This is a genomic window from Sulfitobacter sp. GN1-4, from assembly GCF_055693825.1.
In genome coordinates this window covers 1,980,863-1,996,185 of the sequence record NZ_JBVFUQ010000003.1, presented here as the reverse complement: position 1 = coordinate 1,996,185, position 15,323 = coordinate 1,980,863, and the positions used below count along the sequence as shown (strand labels likewise).

At 58.9% G+C, this 15,323-nt stretch carries 12 protein-coding genes and 1 pseudogene; 8 read left to right on the top strand and 5 right to left on the bottom strand.

Going from position 1 to position 15,323, the window contains the following annotated elements:
• Positions 1 to 104: 104 nt before the first annotated feature.
• Both ACZ1HM_RS10375 and ACZ1HM_RS10370 read right to left on the bottom strand, forming a co-directional pair.
• Positions 105 to 377, bottom strand: a complete 273-nt coding sequence (locus ACZ1HM_RS10375) for a hypothetical protein (RefSeq protein ID WP_472742706.1) — start codon at positions 375 to 377, stop codon at positions 105 to 107.
• Entirely contained in the window at positions 374 to 3,196 is a 2,823-nt protein-coding gene (locus ACZ1HM_RS10370; RefSeq protein WP_472742705.1) for a [protein-PII] uridylyltransferase family protein, read from the bottom strand. The genes ACZ1HM_RS10375 and ACZ1HM_RS10370 overlap by 4 nt, the downstream gene beginning before the upstream one ends.
• Between ACZ1HM_RS10370 and ACZ1HM_RS10365 the strand changes: the two genes are divergently transcribed.
• The 4 genes from ACZ1HM_RS10365 (at position 3,195) to ACZ1HM_RS10350 (ending at position 5,660) form a co-directional block, all read left to right on the top strand.
• Positions 3,195 to 3,671, top strand: a complete 477-nt coding sequence (locus tag ACZ1HM_RS10365) for a YbaK/EbsC family protein (protein ID WP_472742704.1) — start codon at positions 3,195 to 3,197, stop codon at positions 3,669 to 3,671. The genes ACZ1HM_RS10370 and ACZ1HM_RS10365 overlap by 2 nt on opposite strands.
• Positions 3,672 to 3,808: 137 nt before the next feature.
• A complete protein-coding gene (locus ACZ1HM_RS10360; protein ID WP_472742703.1) occupies positions 3,809 to 4,219 on the top strand; it encodes a DUF2852 domain-containing protein in 411 nt (136 codons plus the stop codon).
• 86 nt (positions 4,220 to 4,305) lie between these two features.
• Positions 4,306 to 4,731 (top strand): RDD family protein, encoded by a 426-nt coding sequence (locus tag ACZ1HM_RS10355; protein ID WP_472742702.1) that lies wholly within the window; start codon positions 4,306 to 4,308, stop codon positions 4,729 to 4,731.
• Between the two features lie 107 nt (positions 4,732 to 4,838).
• Positions 4,839 to 5,660 carry an arginyltransferase gene (locus ACZ1HM_RS10350; protein WP_472742701.1) on the top strand — a complete coding sequence of 274 codons (822 nt, stop codon included), beginning with the start codon at positions 4,839 to 4,841 and terminating at the stop codon, positions 5,658 to 5,660.
• A gap of 103 nt (positions 5,661 to 5,763) precedes the next feature.
• On the opposite strand, the gene ACZ1HM_RS10345 is transcribed toward ACZ1HM_RS10350, so the two are convergent.
• The 3 genes from ACZ1HM_RS10345 to ACZ1HM_RS10335 all read right to left on the bottom strand — a co-directional run bounded on the left by ACZ1HM_RS10345 (position 5,764) and on the right by ACZ1HM_RS10335 (position 10,299).
• Positions 5,764 to 8,118 carry a TRAP transporter large permease gene (locus ACZ1HM_RS10345; protein WP_472742700.1) on the bottom strand — a complete coding sequence of 785 codons (2,355 nt, stop codon included), beginning with the start codon at positions 8,116 to 8,118 and terminating at the stop codon, positions 5,764 to 5,766.
• On the bottom strand, positions 8,118 to 9,086 hold the full coding sequence (locus tag ACZ1HM_RS10340) for a TRAP transporter small permease subunit (RefSeq protein WP_472742699.1): 969 nt from the start codon (positions 9,084 to 9,086) through the stop codon (positions 8,118 to 8,120). Before ACZ1HM_RS10340 ends, ACZ1HM_RS10345 begins: the two co-directional genes overlap by 1 nt.
• A gap of 127 nt (positions 9,087 to 9,213) precedes the next feature.
• Positions 9,214 to 10,299: a TRAP transporter substrate-binding protein gene (locus tag ACZ1HM_RS10335; RefSeq protein ID WP_472742698.1), complete on the bottom strand. Its 1,086-nt coding sequence runs from the start codon at positions 10,297 to 10,299 to the stop codon at positions 9,214 to 9,216.
• Between the two features lie 248 nt (positions 10,300 to 10,547).
• Between ACZ1HM_RS10335 and ACZ1HM_RS10330 the strand changes: the two are divergent.
• From ACZ1HM_RS10330 to ACZ1HM_RS10315, 4 genes and pseudogenes are all read left to right on the top strand, one after another.
• Positions 10,548 to 11,962, top strand: a pseudogene (locus tag ACZ1HM_RS10330) (cache domain-containing protein).
• Positions 11,959 to 12,612: a response regulator transcription factor gene (locus ACZ1HM_RS10325; RefSeq protein WP_472742697.1), complete on the top strand. Its 654-nt coding sequence runs from the start codon at positions 11,959 to 11,961 to the stop codon at positions 12,610 to 12,612. The pseudogene ACZ1HM_RS10330 and the gene ACZ1HM_RS10325 overlap by 4 nt, the downstream one beginning before the upstream one ends.
• A gap of 348 nt (positions 12,613 to 12,960) precedes the next feature.
• Positions 12,961 to 14,715 carry an acetolactate synthase 3 large subunit gene (locus tag ACZ1HM_RS10320; protein WP_472742696.1) on the top strand — a complete coding sequence of 585 codons (1,755 nt, stop codon included), beginning with the start codon at positions 12,961 to 12,963 and terminating at the stop codon, positions 14,713 to 14,715.
• Positions 14,708 to 15,322, top strand: a complete 615-nt coding sequence (locus ACZ1HM_RS10315) for a hypothetical protein (RefSeq protein WP_472742695.1) — start codon at positions 14,708 to 14,710, stop codon at positions 15,320 to 15,322. Before ACZ1HM_RS10320 ends, ACZ1HM_RS10315 begins: the two co-directional genes overlap by 8 nt.
• The last annotated feature ends 1 nt before the right edge of the window (position 15,323 follow it).

The window sequence follows — 15,323 nt, the reverse complement described above, 5'->3', positions numbered from 1 at the left end:
CCTTAACTTTGCTCGTGCGCTACCGCTGCCGCGTAAATACGGCAGCTTTAAGACAACGCGCCCAGAAAATGCGATTGCAAAGAGATGTGGCCCCAAAGACCCGGTCAGTTGCGCGCCCGCGACCGCCATCCGCCCCGGCGTCGGGGGGCGGCCATGGACACCAAACCTTCGTTCAGCACCTCGGTCATCGGATGAGAGGGGTGGCTTGCCTGATAGCTTTCCAAGAGCGCTCTGATCGTGGCACCGGTTTCTTGCTCAATCGGCAGGCTCAGCGCCCAATCAAGAAAGATGGATCTACATTCCGCTTTGCTGATTCCGTCAATACGATAGCTTTCGAATATCAGACCTTTGGGGTCTTCTGGACTGCCCTTAATCATGCTGACCCCTCCTTGGATACCGCAGCCTCTATCGCAGCGTTTGCGCGTTGGTAAATCAAGTCCATTTCCGTCTTCGCAGCCTCCAAGGTGTCGGTTCCGAGCATCCGCGCGATGAACTGCCCACCCACCTGCCCCAAGGCGTCGGTCTGCAGCGGCTGTGCGGACAGCAAGCGTGAGGCGCATTGCAACGTCCAGCAGGCGTCATAGGCTTGGGACAAAACTGCGACGTCAGCGGCGCGCAACACCTGCATATCTTCTGCTGCGGCCAGGCCATCTGGGATGTGATGCGCAGACCGGCCCGCAATCAGTGCCCCGGCCTGGGCCAAAAGCTCAATATCCTGCAACCGCCCGGGCCCCGTTTTGGCGTCCCATATCCCACTTGGTGCCTTGGCCGCCGCGATGCGGCCGCGCATGTCGGTGACATCCCGCATCACCTGGGCGGGATCACTTGGCAGGGCCAGCACCTCTGTCACAAGCGCTGTTACTTCATCCGACAAGGCGCGCGGGCCGGCAACAACTTGCGCACGCGTCAGTGCCAGATGTTCCCACACCCAGGCCTCGGTTCGTTGATAGCTGTCAAAGCTGGCAAGGCTCGTGGCCACGGGCCCCTGGTTGCCTGAAGGCCGCAAGCGCATGTCGATTTCATAGAGCTTCCCCTGCGCCATCGGGGCTGTCATCGCCGTGATCATCGCTTGGGTCAGGCGCGCATAATAGGCCCGCGTGGCCAAAGGCCGGGGGCCATCGGAGCTATCTGCATCTTGGGGATCATAAATCACCAACAGATCCAGATCAGAGGTCGCCGTCAGCCGCCCCGCCCCAAGTGAGCCCATGCCCAACAACACCGCACCGCGCCCCGGCGGTGGCCCATGGCGCGTGGCAAACTGGTCAATCACCACAGGCCAAAGCGCCCCCAGAACCGCGCGGGCCAGATCGGCATATTGCCGGCCTGCCACCTCCGCGTCGCTGAGGCCGCGCAGCAGGTGTACGCCCACGCGAAAGTGCCACTCCCGCGCCCAGCAACGGGTGCCATCAAGCTGTGCCTCATAATTTGGCTCAGCTGCCAATTGCGCGGCCAAAGCCGCCCGGAGCGCCTCAGCCCCCGGCCAGTCAGAGAAGAAATCGCCGCCGATCACCGCATCAAAAACGCCCGCATTGCGCGACAGATGCGCGGCCAGCGCGGGTGAGGTGCTGACGATATCAATCAGCAGATCGGCAAGTTGCGGGTTCGCACTGAGCAGCGAAAAGAGCTGCACGCCTGCAGGCAACCCTGCCAGAAACCCGTCAAAGGCCAAAAGCGCTTCTTCTGGTTTTGCCGCCTGCGCCAAACGCGCCAAAAGCTCAGGTTTGAGCCGTTCAAAGACCTCCGCCCCCCGCTGCGATCTAAGCGCGGGATAGCTGTGCCACCGCTCAATCACCTTGGCATCAAAAGGTTGCGGCACCTCCTGCGGCTTGCCCGCTTGCGTTGGTGCGGCAAAGAAACCTTCGGTGATCTCATGCACCTCAGACAGGCGGTTGTGCAACTCAGTCTCCAAGGTCGCCACGTCCTGGTCCATCATCGCGGCCAGGCGACCAAAGCCCTCAGCCGATTGCGGCAAGCCATGGGTTTGGGCATCTCGGACCATCTGCAAACGGTGCTCAACGGTGCGGTGGGCCACATAGTGGTCGGTCAAAGTTTCTGCCGAGGCCGCTGGCACCCAGTCTTTGGCCGCCAAAACCTCCAACCCCTCGCAGGTGCCCCTGACCCGCAGTGCCGGATCCCGCCCACCTGCAATCAGCTGGCGGGTCTGTGTGAAAAACTCAATCTCACGGATGCCGCCGCGCCCCAGCTTCATGTTGTGCCCCGGCAAGGTGATCGGGCCGCCCAGGCCTTTGTGTTCACGGATGGCCAGACGCATGTCATGGGCATCCTGGATCGCCGCAAAATCCAGATGTTTGCGCCAAACAAAGGGCCGCAAGGTTTTGATGAACCGGGCCCCTGCGTCCAGATCGCCCGCACAGGGCCGCGCCTTGATATAGGCCGCACGTTCCCATGTGCGGCCCAGGCTTTCGTAATACCGCTCTGCTGTTTCCATTGCGATGCAAACCGGGGTCACGGCGGGATCGGGACGCAACCGCAGATCGGTGCGAAACACATAGCCTTCGCCGGTCAAATCGCTCAGCAAACTGCTCATGCTGCGGGTGGCTTTGACAAAGGCGGTACGCGCCTCAAAATAGTCATCGGGGTCAAACCGGGTTTCATCAAAAAGGCAAATCAGGTCGATGTCAGAGGAATAGTTAAGCTCATAGGCGCCCATCTTGCCCATGGCCAAAACCGTCATCCCTGCCGCCTGGGGCAGGTCATCCACCGTCATGCCCGGCACCTTGCCACGCGCCAAGAGCGGCGAAAGCCCGGCCCGCAGTGCCGCCCCACAGGCCGCATCGGCAAAACGGGTCAGCGCGCCTGTGACCTGCATCAGCGGCCAGGCCCCGCCCAGATCAGCCATGGCGGTCATCAGGGCAACGCGGCGCTTTGATTGTCGCAAGACCGTCCGCAGATCTGGCCCTGCCGCGACATGGGTATCGGCAATGATACGCTCCACCGCGGCTGCAGGATCGGCAAGCGCGTCCAGAAACCAGCCCACCTCTTTTTCCAAAAGCGACATCAGATAAGGCGCGGCAGATGCGGCCCCGGCGACAACCTCGCGCACCTCAGGTGGCGCGCTTGCCAATAGGGTTTCGGCATCCTGCGCGCGGGTTTCATCAAAGACCCGTGGGCTGCGTTGAAGGAGAGAGGCAAGGCTGGTTGTCATGGCCGCAGCTTTGCGCCAGTGTCCGGTCATGAGCAAGAGCCTTAAACGTGTCCGCGCCGTGCTGGAAGCCGCTGATCTGCCCTGCGAGATCCGCGAAACCACCCTTGCCCGCACAGCCGAGGATGCGGCAAATGCCTTGGGTGTGGCCGTGGACCAGATCGCAAAATCCATTGTTCTGCGCGGGTTGGAAAGCGGTGAAGCGGTGCTTTTTGTCACCGCAGGCGGCCAACAGGTGGATCTGGCCCAAGCCGCGGCGCTGGCGGGCGAAGACTTGGGCAAGGCCGATGCCGCTCTTATCCGGGCACAAACCGGGTTTGCGATTGGCGGTGTTTCTCCTGTCGGGCATGTCACGCCGTGTCGGGTCTGGTTTGACAAAACCCTGCTGCAATTCGATGAAATATGGGCTGCTGCGGGCACGCCGCATCATGTTTTTGGGATGAAACCGGCCGATATGCTGCAGATTTCTGGCGCGGAACCATCTGATTTCATTCAGAAAACAAAATAAATGTAAAAACCTTTCACATTTTATCTTGCAACCCGCCGGACAATCCCCATTTTGAATAATGTAAAAGGCATTCACATAAGACCTTTTGGAACAGAGAGGCCGACGTCAGGCCTACATTGCAGAAAGGCTCGACTTACATGTCCACACTGACTTCTGAGCAAGTGTACTCCCCCCGCCCCAACTGGTTCGTCCGTGCCGAAAACTGGCTGGATGAGAAAGGCAAAGGTGCCTGGATTGCGGCAATGGTTGTGGGATTTATCTTCCTCTGGCCCGTCGGCCTGGCCATTCTGGCTTATATGATTTGGAGCAAACGTATGTTTACAGGCAAATCCTGCGCCCACCGCAGTACCCGCAGCATGATGACCACACGGTCCACCGGCAACAGCGCCTTTGATGCCTATAAGGCCGATACACTGCGCCGCCTGGAAGAAGAGCAGAACAACTTTGAAGCCTTCCTTGAGCGTCTGCGCGACGCCAAAGACAAAGCGGAGTTCGACCAGTTCATGGACGAACGTGCCAAGCGCAACGACGCTGACGCCGAAGCATAACCGTCCGCCCCCGGCCTCTTGGTCGGGGGCGACCACTTTCCTTCCAACCACCCACCTAGACTTTGAGAATTTGAGCACCTCCCGACATGACACCTGATCCCGCCGCCCAACCCCAGTTCTATCAAGGCATCGCGACAAAGCGCCTTTTGGCGTGGGTCGTTGATATGGTCGCGATTTTGCTACTCTGTGTGATCATCGTGCCCTTCACGGCCTTTAGCGGGATTTTCTTCTTTCCCCTCCTCGTGCTGGTCGTCGGGTTTGTCTATCGCTGGGCAACGCTGGCGGCAGGCTCGGCCACCTGGGGCATGCGCTTGATGGCGATGGAGATCCGGCGCGGCGATGACCAACCTTTGGACGGCGGCACCGCCTTTTTGCACACGCTGGGATATTCCATATCCTTTGGTATGCCGATCTTGCAGGTGATCTCAGTGGTGCTCATGGCCTCCTCTGTGCGGGGTCAGGGCCTGACGGATATGGTCCTTGGCACCTCAGCCATGAACCGCCGCTGGTAGAGGGCAGCACCGGCGGCACAACGCCAGATCATTACGATTTTCTTAAAACATCCCTTGGCGCACCCCGCTCAGAGCGCTAGTCTTTCGCTAAGCCAGCCAGGGATGACATGCGCCACTCACTTCCGCTTACCCCGCAGTTCTATGTAACTGCCCCACAGCCCTGCCCCTATCTTGAGGGGCGGTTGGAGCGGAAGTTGTTCACCGCCTTGCAGGGTGAGAATGCAGCACAGCTGAACGATAGTCTGTCTGCACAGGGGTTTCGCCGATCTCAAAACGTGCTTTACCGACCGTCCTGCGCGGAATGCGCATCCTGTCTGTCGGCACGGATTGACGTGAGCGCCTTCAAACCCAGCCGCAGCCAAAGACGCATCCTGAACCGCAACAAGGGCGTGGAACGCCGGGCGACATCGCCCTGGGCCACCGAAGAGCAATACGAACTTTTCCGCAGCTACCTCGACTCGCGCCATGCAGATGGCGGGATGGCGGACATGGATGTGTTCGAATTCGCCGCCATGATCGAAGAAACCCCGATCCGCAGCCGCGTGATTGAATATTCAGATGAACAGACCCGTGAGCTTGTGGGCGTCTGCCTCACGGATGTGCTGAGCGATGGGGTCAGCATGGTCTATTCGTTTTATGCACCCGACCGTCCCCGGGATGGGCTGGGCAATTACATGATCCTCGATCACATCGACATCGCCCGTCAGGCGGGCCTGCCTTATGTGTACCTGGGCTATTGGGTGCCTGGCAGCCAGAAGATGGGTTATAAGGCCAAGTTCTCTGGGCTGGAGGTTTATCTGGGCGGCAAATGGCAAAAGCTGAAAGATCCAGAAAGCTTTGAGCCGGAACAACACCCTCTCAGCAATGATCCCATCGCTGAGCAAGTGGCCAACATCGCCCTGCCCGACGTGGCCCGCAGCCGCACGTAACCACGCGTAGGGTGCGCATTCACTGCGCACCAAAACCGCCGCATCCCCCAAACGAAAAAGGCCGCCTCACCGGGCGGCCTTCCTGTCTCTTTTGTCGCTCAGATCAGTTTGGGATCAGATCCGGCACAATCGTCACAATCCCCGGGAAGAACCACAGAATGGCCAGCCCCAACACCTGGATCAACACGAACGGAATGATACCCCGGTAGATGTGCTGTGTCGTCACGCTCGACGGGGCCACCCCGCGCAAATAGAACAGCGCAAAGCCAAAGGGCGGCGTCAGGAACGAGGTCTGCAGGTTCACCGCGATCATGATGGTCACCCATTTGGGGTCAAACGACCCGCCATAGATCACCGGGCCCACAATCGGCACCACGATGTAGATGATCTCCAGGAAGTCGAGAACGAAGCCCAGGATAAAGAGCACCAGCATCACGATCAGGAAGACCGTCAACTCATTGTCGAAAGATTTCAGGAACTGCTGGATGTAGTGTTCACCGCCAAAGCTGATCACCACAAGGTTCAGCATCTGCGAACCGATGAGGATGGTAAAGACCATCGACGTCACCTTGGCCGTCTCGCGCACCACTGGCGTCAACACGCCGGAGGTATAAAGCACCCAGCAAGAGAACAAGAGGCCAAAGACCGCGTAGAGATAGGCGGCATAGCCAACGGTAAAGGCGAACCAGCTTTCTGCACTGACCTCTTCTTGGTTGATGCGCAGGTCAAAGTTCACGCCCACCAGGATACAGACGATAATGGCCAGCGTGGACCAGATGATCACCTTGGGGCTGCGATCTTGGTCTTTCAGCTTGCGGTAAGCCGCCAGCATGATCGCGCCACCCGCACCAAGGGCCGCGGCCGGTGTCGGGTTGGTGATGCCGCCCAGAATGGAGCCCAACACCGCAACAATCAGCATCAGTGGCGGGAAGACCACGCGGATCAGCTCATTGCTGGCGCAGACTTTGGTGGCATGGGTCACCCCATAAAGCGCCAGGGCAAAGGGGATCGCCAACAGCGCAACCGTGCCCAAGGACGAGGTGGTCGGGCCGATCAGCAGGATATCGACCAAGACCGCCAGGACCACGCCGATGCCCCCGATGATCAGCGGCTGCGGGTTTGTTGACGGCGAAATGCCGCGCGCCGTGGTCAGGAACAAGGACAGCAGCACCAGCAAGATCGCAACACCCGTCCCGATGGGTGCAGCAGAGGCAATCTTTTCGGCCTGCTTTTCGGCAAAGGCTTCATCGCTTAGCTTTTCGGACTGGGCCAGACCACCGGCGTCATCAATCACCTTCTGCTCTTCAATGGCGCGGTCCCAGGCGTCTTGGCCGTGCAGTTCAATCATGGACGCTTTACATTCGTCGCCCACATTGGTCCGCAGGCTGGCCGCCTGCCCGATGTCAGAAAAGCTGGAGACGGTGGTGGACTGGCTGCCCACGACACCCATGTTACCCAGGAAAATCGTGCCAACCACAATCAGCACAGGGGCGCCCAGGAACCAGGTGAAGGCCTCAGACCGGGTTACAGGTTCCGCGTTGGTGGATCCCATTTCAACCGCGGGGGCCTTGTCCGGGTTCACCAGCGCATAGCCAAAGGCGTAAAGCGCATAAAGCAGCGCCAACATGATGCCCGGCAACAGGGCCGCTTGGAACAGCGTGCCGACGGAGACAACCGCAGGTTCCCCCAGCAGTGTCAGCGCGTCGGTACAGCCCGCAAGCTGCGCGCGGTTCTCTTGTGCGGCGGAATAAAGATCGCCCGCCAAAGTGCCCAACAGAACAATCACGATTGAGGGCGGAATGATCTGCCCCAAGGTGCCAGAGGCCGCGATGACCCCGGTGGCAATCTCAGGCGAATAATTGTTGCGCAGCATCGTAGGCAGCGCGAGCAAACCCATGGTCACCACAGTCGCGCCCACAATCCCGGTGGAGGCCGCCAGAAACGCGCCCACAACCACGATGGATACGGCCAGGCCGCCAGGCAGCGGGCCAAAGACGCGCGCCATGGTGGTCAACAGATCATTCGCGATCTTGGAGCGTTCCAGCGTGATGCCCATCAGAACAAACATCAGCACGGCAAGCAGCGTCTCAATCGACTGGCCCGCCAGAACCCGCTCATTCATGCGGTTCACGATGAAGGACACGTTGCGGTCCAGCGCCACTTCCCAACCCGATGGGAACACCGGCTCCCCGATGCGCGGCAGATCGGGGTATCGGAACACAGACACCGTGTCTTCGCGAATGCCCGAATTGATCAGCGCGCGATAGGCGTCAGAGGAGGTATCAATCGCCTGGTGGATCAACAAACCGGCACTGTCCAAGGCCGCGATGATCCCGAAAGAAATGATGCCCGCCCCGCCAATGGCAAAGGCCACTGGGAAACCCGACAGAATGCCACCGAAGAGGCAGATGAATACGATAATCAGGCCAATCTCGACCCCATCAAGACCGAACAACATTAGTGTGTCCCCTCATAGGCTTCTTCGCCTTCGCCAAGGGTATCCTTGTCGAGGTATTTTCCTTCGGACGCTTCGCCCTCTTTCAGCTCGCACCAGCTGCGATAGAACACAGCAATCGCTTGCAGGATCACGAGCACGCAGAACAGGCACAGCAGCACTTTGAACAGGAAGTATCCATTGAACCCATTGGGCGAAAAGCCAATGGTTTCCACGTTCCACTTCAGCACCCGCGCCTTGCGCAGCAGCAACTCCAGCTTGTCTGAGGCGGATGGGTTTGGCGTCACCAGATGGCGCCACAAGAAATACCAACCATAAAGCCAGGTAACCACCGCAAAGGGGATCATGAAGAAGAGCGCGCCGAACATATCGATGATCTTTTTGGTGCGGAACTTCACACCCGCGTAGAACAGATCAACCCGCACATGGCCGCCCTGAATGAACGTGTAGCTGACGCACAGACAGACCACCAAAGCGTTGAAAAGCTTCAATTCTTCGGCAAACCATGAGATGTCGAATTGCAACGGGATACCAAAGCCGATGGAGATGTCAGGCCGGGTAAAGATCCGCTGCATGAAAACGATGATGATCTGCTGGATCACCATGATCAGACCCGCCCAAGCGAAAAGCCGGCCCATGCCATTGCCAAACCACTCCAACCCGCGCACCACAGCCCACATCACATTGCGCCGCGCCATGCCGACAGCCGTCAGGATGATCAGGCCAACAAAGCAGACAAAGAAGAACTCAACCGATCCGCCGTAGTAGATAAAGCGCATCAGCGCCTGTGGATCTGACCAGTTCAGCCACAACATCGGCTGAAAGAGCGCCGCGAAGAAGTTGTAGAATGCCTCCAGGATGTTGCCTGAAATGAACTGCAGCATTCCGCTGTCTTGGAACTTATCGAGGCAGCTGAGCTTTGCACCCTCAGCTGCACGGAAAAATCCCGCACATACTACATCGTCTGCCATTGTGGTCCCCTCCGGTCGCACGCGTATCTTTACGCTTTGTGCTTTCTAGCTGGATGGTGTCATCCGTCTTTGATGTGCATCAAGGGCCGCAGAATTTGCGGCCCTTATGCATATTTTTTTCAAATGCTTACAGGCTGGCGCGGACGCGCTCACGCTGCTGCACATAGAAGGCGTCGGACTTGGACAGCCACTCAGCAGAAGCAGTCAGTGACGCTTCAAAGCTTTCGCGTGTCTGAGCGAAGAGGTCGTCGCCCATGTTTTCGTCCATCACCTTGGCAGAGGCTGCACCGAAGGCATCCCATACGTCATCGGAGAACTGCATGGTTTTCACGCCCTGCTGCTGCAGACGTGCCAGTGCCGCACCGTTGTTGGACAGGGTCTGTGCCAACTGGGTGTGTGTTGTCGCCATGCAGGAATATTCGATGATCTTCTGATGCGCTGGGGACAGGTCATTGAACACATCCAGGTTCACAGCCGCCGCCAGAGCAGAGCCTGGCTCGTGGAAGCCCGCTGTGTAGTAGATCTTGGCAACTTCCTGGAAGCCCGCACGCTCATCCGCAAATGGGCCAACCCACTCCAGACCGTCCAGAGCACCGGAAGACAGCGCCTGATAAAGTTCACCACCTGGGATGTTCTGAACGGATGCGCCCAGTTCACCCAGAACCTTGCCGCCAAGGCCAGGCATACGGAACTTCAGACCGTTAAAGTCTGCGGCTGAGTTGATCTCTTTACGGAACCAGCCACCGGACTGGGAACCAGAGTTACCCGCGATGAAGGATTTCAGGTTAAAGATCTGGCCCAGCTCGTTGTGCAGCTCGTGGCCGCCGCCGTGGTGGTACCAGTTGGTCACTTCCTGCGCTGTGCCGCCAAAGGGCACGGCTGTGTAGTACGCGTAGGCTGGGTGCTGACCGATGAAATAGTAATCGGCAGAGTGGTACATGTCGGCCTGACCGGAAGATACCGCGTCAAACACTTCGAAGGCACCAACCAGTTCGCCTGGCGCTTTCTTGTCGATGGTCAGCGTGCCATCGGACATTTCGTTGACCATGTTGTTAAGGAACGTGGCCGCATCGTCCAGCACGGCGAAACCGCGCGGCCAGGATGTGACCATTGTCAGGGTCCGCTTGCCTTGAGCGTAGGCTGGCGCGGCCAGAGTTGTTGCAGCGGCTGTCCCGCCGAGAGCAGATGTCTTCAGAAATGAACGACGATCCATAGGGGTACTCCTCCCGAGTATAGGCCCCGCGACCATGCGTTGGCGCAGGGTTGTTGCAAGTGGGCGTAAACTAGCGGGCGATTTGAAAGAAGAAATACCTACAACTACGTAGGAAGCCGCAGATCTGGTGCAGCGCGTTGATTATCTTAACAATTTCGAAAGGAATCATTTGCGGCATCCGGGATGTTAGCGCCCACATCCCGCAGCGCCCTTTGATTCATGTGCGATTCGTCGTATCGAGATCTGTCATGCCGCAATGGTTAAGACACCTCATGCCCAACTACGGCCAGAAGCTCACGCTTTTGGCGGCCGTCCCTTTGATCCTTGCTGTCGCCGCGATTGCCGTTCTTGTGGCGCTTGAGGCGCGGGCGTTGGCGGACCGTGAAATTACCACGCTCGAAGAGCAGTTGATTGAGGCCAAAAAGGCCGAACTGCGCAACTACGTCACGCAGGCCCGCAACGGTTTTTACTTCATCTACGGCAACGCAGCCCCGGATGATGATGAGGCGAAAGAACGGGTCGGGCAAATTTTGGCGGCGATGATCTACGGCGAGGAAGGCCAGTTCTTTGTCTATGACTATGACGGCAACCAATTGGTCAGCCCCCGGCAGACCGAACGCATCAATCAAAACTGGTCAGGGCAAACCGACAGCCAGGGCACACCCATCGTGGATGAGTTGATCCGCATCGCGCGGGATGGCGCGGGATATCACAGCTACCTCTGGCCGAAACCTTCAACCGGGCAAGAGGCGCGGATGATCACCTATGTCACCTCCTTCCCGTCTTGGCGATGGGCTGTGGGAACTGGCGTCTATATTGACGACATTCTGGCCTCAGTGGCGTCGGCCCGTGCGGATGTGGAGGAATCCATTCAGCGGACGTTCATGTATATCGGTGCCGTCACCCTGCTGGCGCTTTTGCTGGTGTTTGGCACGGGCATGCTGATCAACATGCGCGAACGCCGTCTGGCCGATGCAAAGCTGAAAAAGCTCACGCAACGCGTGTTCGACGCCCAGGAAGAGGAACGCGGCCGCGTCGCGCGGGAACTTCACGATGGGATCAGCCAAATCCTGGTGGGGGTGCGCTACGCGCTCGACAGCACACGCCGACGGCTTGAAAATGGCGATCCCCGCGCCGCTGAGCCCTTGGGCAAAGGCATCGCGTCACTTGGGCAAGCCATCACCGAAGTGCGCCGCATCAGCCGCGATCTGCGGCCCGGCGTGTTGGATGACTTGGGCCTGGGCCCGGCCATCAAGACACTGACCGAAGAATTTCAGACCCGCACCGGCATCACCTGTGATTTTGAAACCGTGGTCTTTCGCAACCGTCTGGATGACGAAGCCAAGATCGCCCTCTACCGCATCGCACAAGAAGCGCTGACCAATATCGAACGTCACGCCGCCGCCACCCATGTGAACGTCAACATCAAGGGCCACCGCCGGGGGCCACCCTGCGCATCAGCGACAATGGCCGCGGCCTGCGGGAGGGGCATTCGGCCACCGCCACCGGTTTGGGGCTGCGCAACATGCAGGAACGTATGGAGCAATTGGACGGCAGCCTGTCGATCCGGGCCCGCAAGGGCGTCGGCACAACGATTGAAGCGACCGTCCCGCTCAGCCATATGCTGCACCCTGAAAACACACAAAAGCTGGCCGCCGAATGAACGATCCTTTGAAACAAACCCGCGTTGTCATTGTGGATGACCATCCCATGGTGGCAGAAGGCATTCAGTCCATCCTGGAAAGCTATGACGATATCGCCGTCACCGGCACCTTGACCAACGGGCGCGAGGCGATTGAACAGCTCGATGCGCTGGATCCAGATGTGGTGCTGATGGATCTGAACATGCCAGACATCGGCGGGCTGACCGCCACCGAGATGTTGCTGGAACAGCGCCCCGCCACGCGCATCGTGATCCTGTCGATGCATGACAATCCCGAATACATCTCCTCTGCGCTCAGCCATGGGGCGATGGGCTATCTTCTCAAAGATGTGCCGACGGATGAGATCAAACTGGCCATCGACGTGGTGATGCAGGGGGAGCAGTATTTGTGCACAGGTGCCAAAGGCTCCATCGCGCCCAAGGAAAGTGGCGCGCGCGAGGCGCTCACAGACAGAGAGCAAACCATCCTGCTGCAACTGGCCTCAGGCAAGTCGAACAAGGAAGTGGCCAACGCGCTGGAGATCTCTGTGCGCACGGTTGAGACGCACCGCAAGAACATCAAACGCAAGCTGGGCATCTCCAGCACCGCGGGCCTGACACGCTATGCGCTGGAGCACGGCGTGCTGCAGGGCACGGGCGCGCGGCTTTAGTCATCCTTGCGCCCCGTCATGAAAGCCCGGCTGATGGGCCGGTTTTCATCAAAATTGCCCGCTGAAATTCCACTTCTGTCGCGCTTTCGCCAGATCGCGCAATAAAATTTCAAAATTTTTGCCCCCAGCAACACATTATCCGCCACTTTAGCTGTTGACGACCCCTGCACCCACCCATAATGTCGCCCCCACGTACGAAGGAGCCTCACGGCATGACAGAACTAGTCGTCATTGTAGGAAACACGCGCATGGGCCGGTGACGGTAGACCATAATCCCACCCATGCGCCCCCGACAGCCTCGGGGGCTTTTTTATGCGCAACACAAAAACGGCCCATACGGAGAGACCGATGACACGCCAGATGACCGGAGCCAAAATGATCGTCCAAGCCTTGATTGACCAAGGTGTGGATACCGTATTCGGATACCCTGGTGGTGCCGTGCTACCAATTTATGATGAGGTGTTTCAGCAGAACTCCATCAAGCACATCCTGGTGCGCCACGAACAAGGTGCTGTGCACGCCGCCGAAGGCTATGCCCGTTCCACAGGTAAACCCGGCGTTGTGCTGGTAACCTCTGGCCCAGGTGCCACCAATGCGGTGACCGGCCTGACCGATGCCTTGATGGATTCCATCCCGCTGGTCGTGCTGACCGGCCAGGTGCCCACCTTCATGATCGGCTCTGACGCCTTTCAGGAAGCCGACACCGTTGGCATCACCCGCCCCTGCACCAAACACAACTGGCTGGTGAAAGAGACCGATAAGCTTGCAGGTGTCATCCATGAGGCGTTCCACGTCGCAACCTCCGGCCGTCCGGGTCCGGTGCTGGTGGACATCCCTAAGGACGTCCAATTCGCAACCGGCGACTACAAGCCAAAGACGCCATCGACGTCACACTACCAACCGCAGGTAAAAGGCGATCTGGAAGAGATCACCGAATTGGTGGCGGCCATCGAAAAGGCCAAGCGCCCGATTTTCTATACCGGCGGTGGCGTGATCAACTCTGGCCCCGGTGCCAGCCAGCTGTTGCGCGAATTGGTGGAGGCCACGGGCTTTCCGATCACCTCCACGCTCATGGGGCTGGGCAGCTATCCTGCCTCGGGCGACAAATGGGTTGGGATGCTGGGCATGCACGGCCTTTATGAGGCGAACATGGCGATGCACGACTGTGATCTGATGATCAACATCGGCGCACGCTTTGACGACCGGATCACCGGACGCATCGACGCCTTCAGCCCCAAGTCAAAGAAAGCGCATATCGACATTGACCCTTCCTCCATCAACAAGGTGGTGCGCGTGGACATCCCGATCATGGGTGACGTGGGCCATGTCCTGGAAGACCTGCTGAAGATCTGGAAATCACGGGGCCGCAAGACCAACGCTGAGGCTGTGGCCAAGTGGTGGGAACAGATCAACGCATGGCGCGCTGTGGATTGTTTGAAGTTCAACCAAACCGGCAAAACCATCAAACCCCAGCACGCACTTGCCCGCCTTGAGGCGCTGACCAAGGACCGAAAGGACCGCTTTATCTGCACCGAAGTGGGCCAGCACCAGATGTGGGCGGCGCAATATATGGGCTTTGAAGACCCCAACCACTGGATGACTTCGGGCGGTCTGGGCACGATGGGCTACGGCTTTCCGGCCTCCATCGGCGTGCAACTGGCCCACCCTGAGGCCTTGGTCATCAACGTCGCGGGCGAAGCCTCTTGGCTGATGAACATGCAAGAGATGGGCACCGCGGTGCAGTATAACCTGCCGGTGAAACAGTTTATCCTGAACAACGAACGTCTGGGCATGGTCCGCCAGTGGCAAGAATTGCTGCATGGTGAGCGCTATTCGCAATCCTGGTCCGAAGCCCTGCCCGATTTCGTCAAACTGGCCGATGCCTTTGGTGCCAAGGGCATCCTGTGCCAGGATCCCGCTGATCTGGACGACGCCATCATGGAGATGCTGAACCACGACGGCCCGGTCATCTTTGACTGCCTGGTGGAAAAGCACGAAAACTGCTTCCCGATGATCCCGTCAGGCAAGGCGCATAATGAAATGCTGCTGGGCGAGGCTGAAACTCAAGGCGTGATTGACGCGAAAGGGTCTGTCCTTGTTTGACCGCGCTTTGATTGCTGCCACGTTGATCGCGGTCTTCGGGCCGGGATCTGCGTGGGCGCAACCAACGGCGGCTTTGGAAAGCACCGTGCAGGTCATAGAACCGCGCACCCTGACGGCCAATCAGGCCACAGCGTTCGACGAATTTGTGACCGACGGGCGCTACCATGGGGCATTCTATGTCTCGCAGAATGGCGGCTATTCCTGGCGCTCCAACCTCAACTCACTAGAGGCGGCCAAAGTGCTTGGCCTGCAACGGTGCAATCAGACGGGGCGGAACTGCCGGCTCTATGCCACACTCGCGCCAAAGAAACCGCGTTTGGGCCAGGTGATCGAAGGGCTGTCGCAAACCGCTGCACAGGCTGCAGAGGCGTGGGCGCGCGACAATGCTGTTGAGGGACGCCGCGTTGCCATTGCCGCCAGCCGATATGCTGGTTGGGCGGGCTGGCGTGGAAAGCAAGCCCAGGACCGCATCAAAACCTCGGCTCTCAACCACTGTGGCGACTTGCTGCGCCCACGGATCCAGAAACTTGAAACACCGCAGAAAGACGCGCTTGAGCGTGACGGCCTGCTGAACTGCCACATCGTACTTACACAACCCGCTAGGTGAC

Excerpts from the sequence above, each read along its gene's own strand:
- ACZ1HM_RS10325 (WP_472742697.1), top strand. The coding sequence starts at position 11,959 with ATGAACGATCCTTTGAAACAAACCCGCGTTGTCATTGTGGATGACCAT.
- ACZ1HM_RS10350 (WP_472742701.1), top strand. The coding sequence starts at position 4,839 with ATGCGCCACTCACTTCCGCTTACCCCGCAGTTCTATGTAACTGCCCCA.
- ACZ1HM_RS10320 (WP_472742696.1), top strand. The coding sequence starts at position 12,961 with ATGACACGCCAGATGACCGGAGCCAAAATGATCGTCCAAGCCTTGATT.
- ACZ1HM_RS10355 (WP_472742702.1), top strand. The coding sequence starts at position 4,306 with ATGACACCTGATCCCGCCGCCCAACCCCAGTTCTATCAAGGCATCGCG.
- ACZ1HM_RS10360 (WP_472742703.1), top strand. The coding sequence starts at position 3,809 with ATGTCCACACTGACTTCTGAGCAAGTGTACTCCCCCCGCCCCAACTGG.
- ACZ1HM_RS10335 (WP_472742698.1), bottom strand. The coding sequence starts at position 10,299 with ATGGATCGTCGTTCATTTCTGAAGACATCTGCTCTCGGCGGGACAGCC.
- ACZ1HM_RS10375 (WP_472742706.1), bottom strand. The coding sequence starts at position 377 with ATGATTAAGGGCAGTCCAGAAGACCCCAAAGGTCTGATATTCGAAAGC.
- ACZ1HM_RS10365 (WP_472742704.1), top strand. The coding sequence starts at position 3,195 with ATGAGCAAGAGCCTTAAACGTGTCCGCGCCGTGCTGGAAGCCGCTGAT.
- ACZ1HM_RS10370 (WP_472742705.1), bottom strand. The coding sequence starts at position 3,196 with ATGACCGGACACTGGCGCAAAGCTGCGGCCATGACAACCAGCCTTGCC.
- ACZ1HM_RS10345 (WP_472742700.1), bottom strand. The coding sequence starts at position 8,118 with ATGTTGTTCGGTCTTGATGGGGTCGAGATTGGCCTGATTATCGTATTC.
- ACZ1HM_RS10340 (WP_472742699.1), bottom strand. The coding sequence starts at position 9,086 with ATGGCAGACGATGTAGTATGTGCGGGATTTTTCCGTGCAGCTGAGGGT.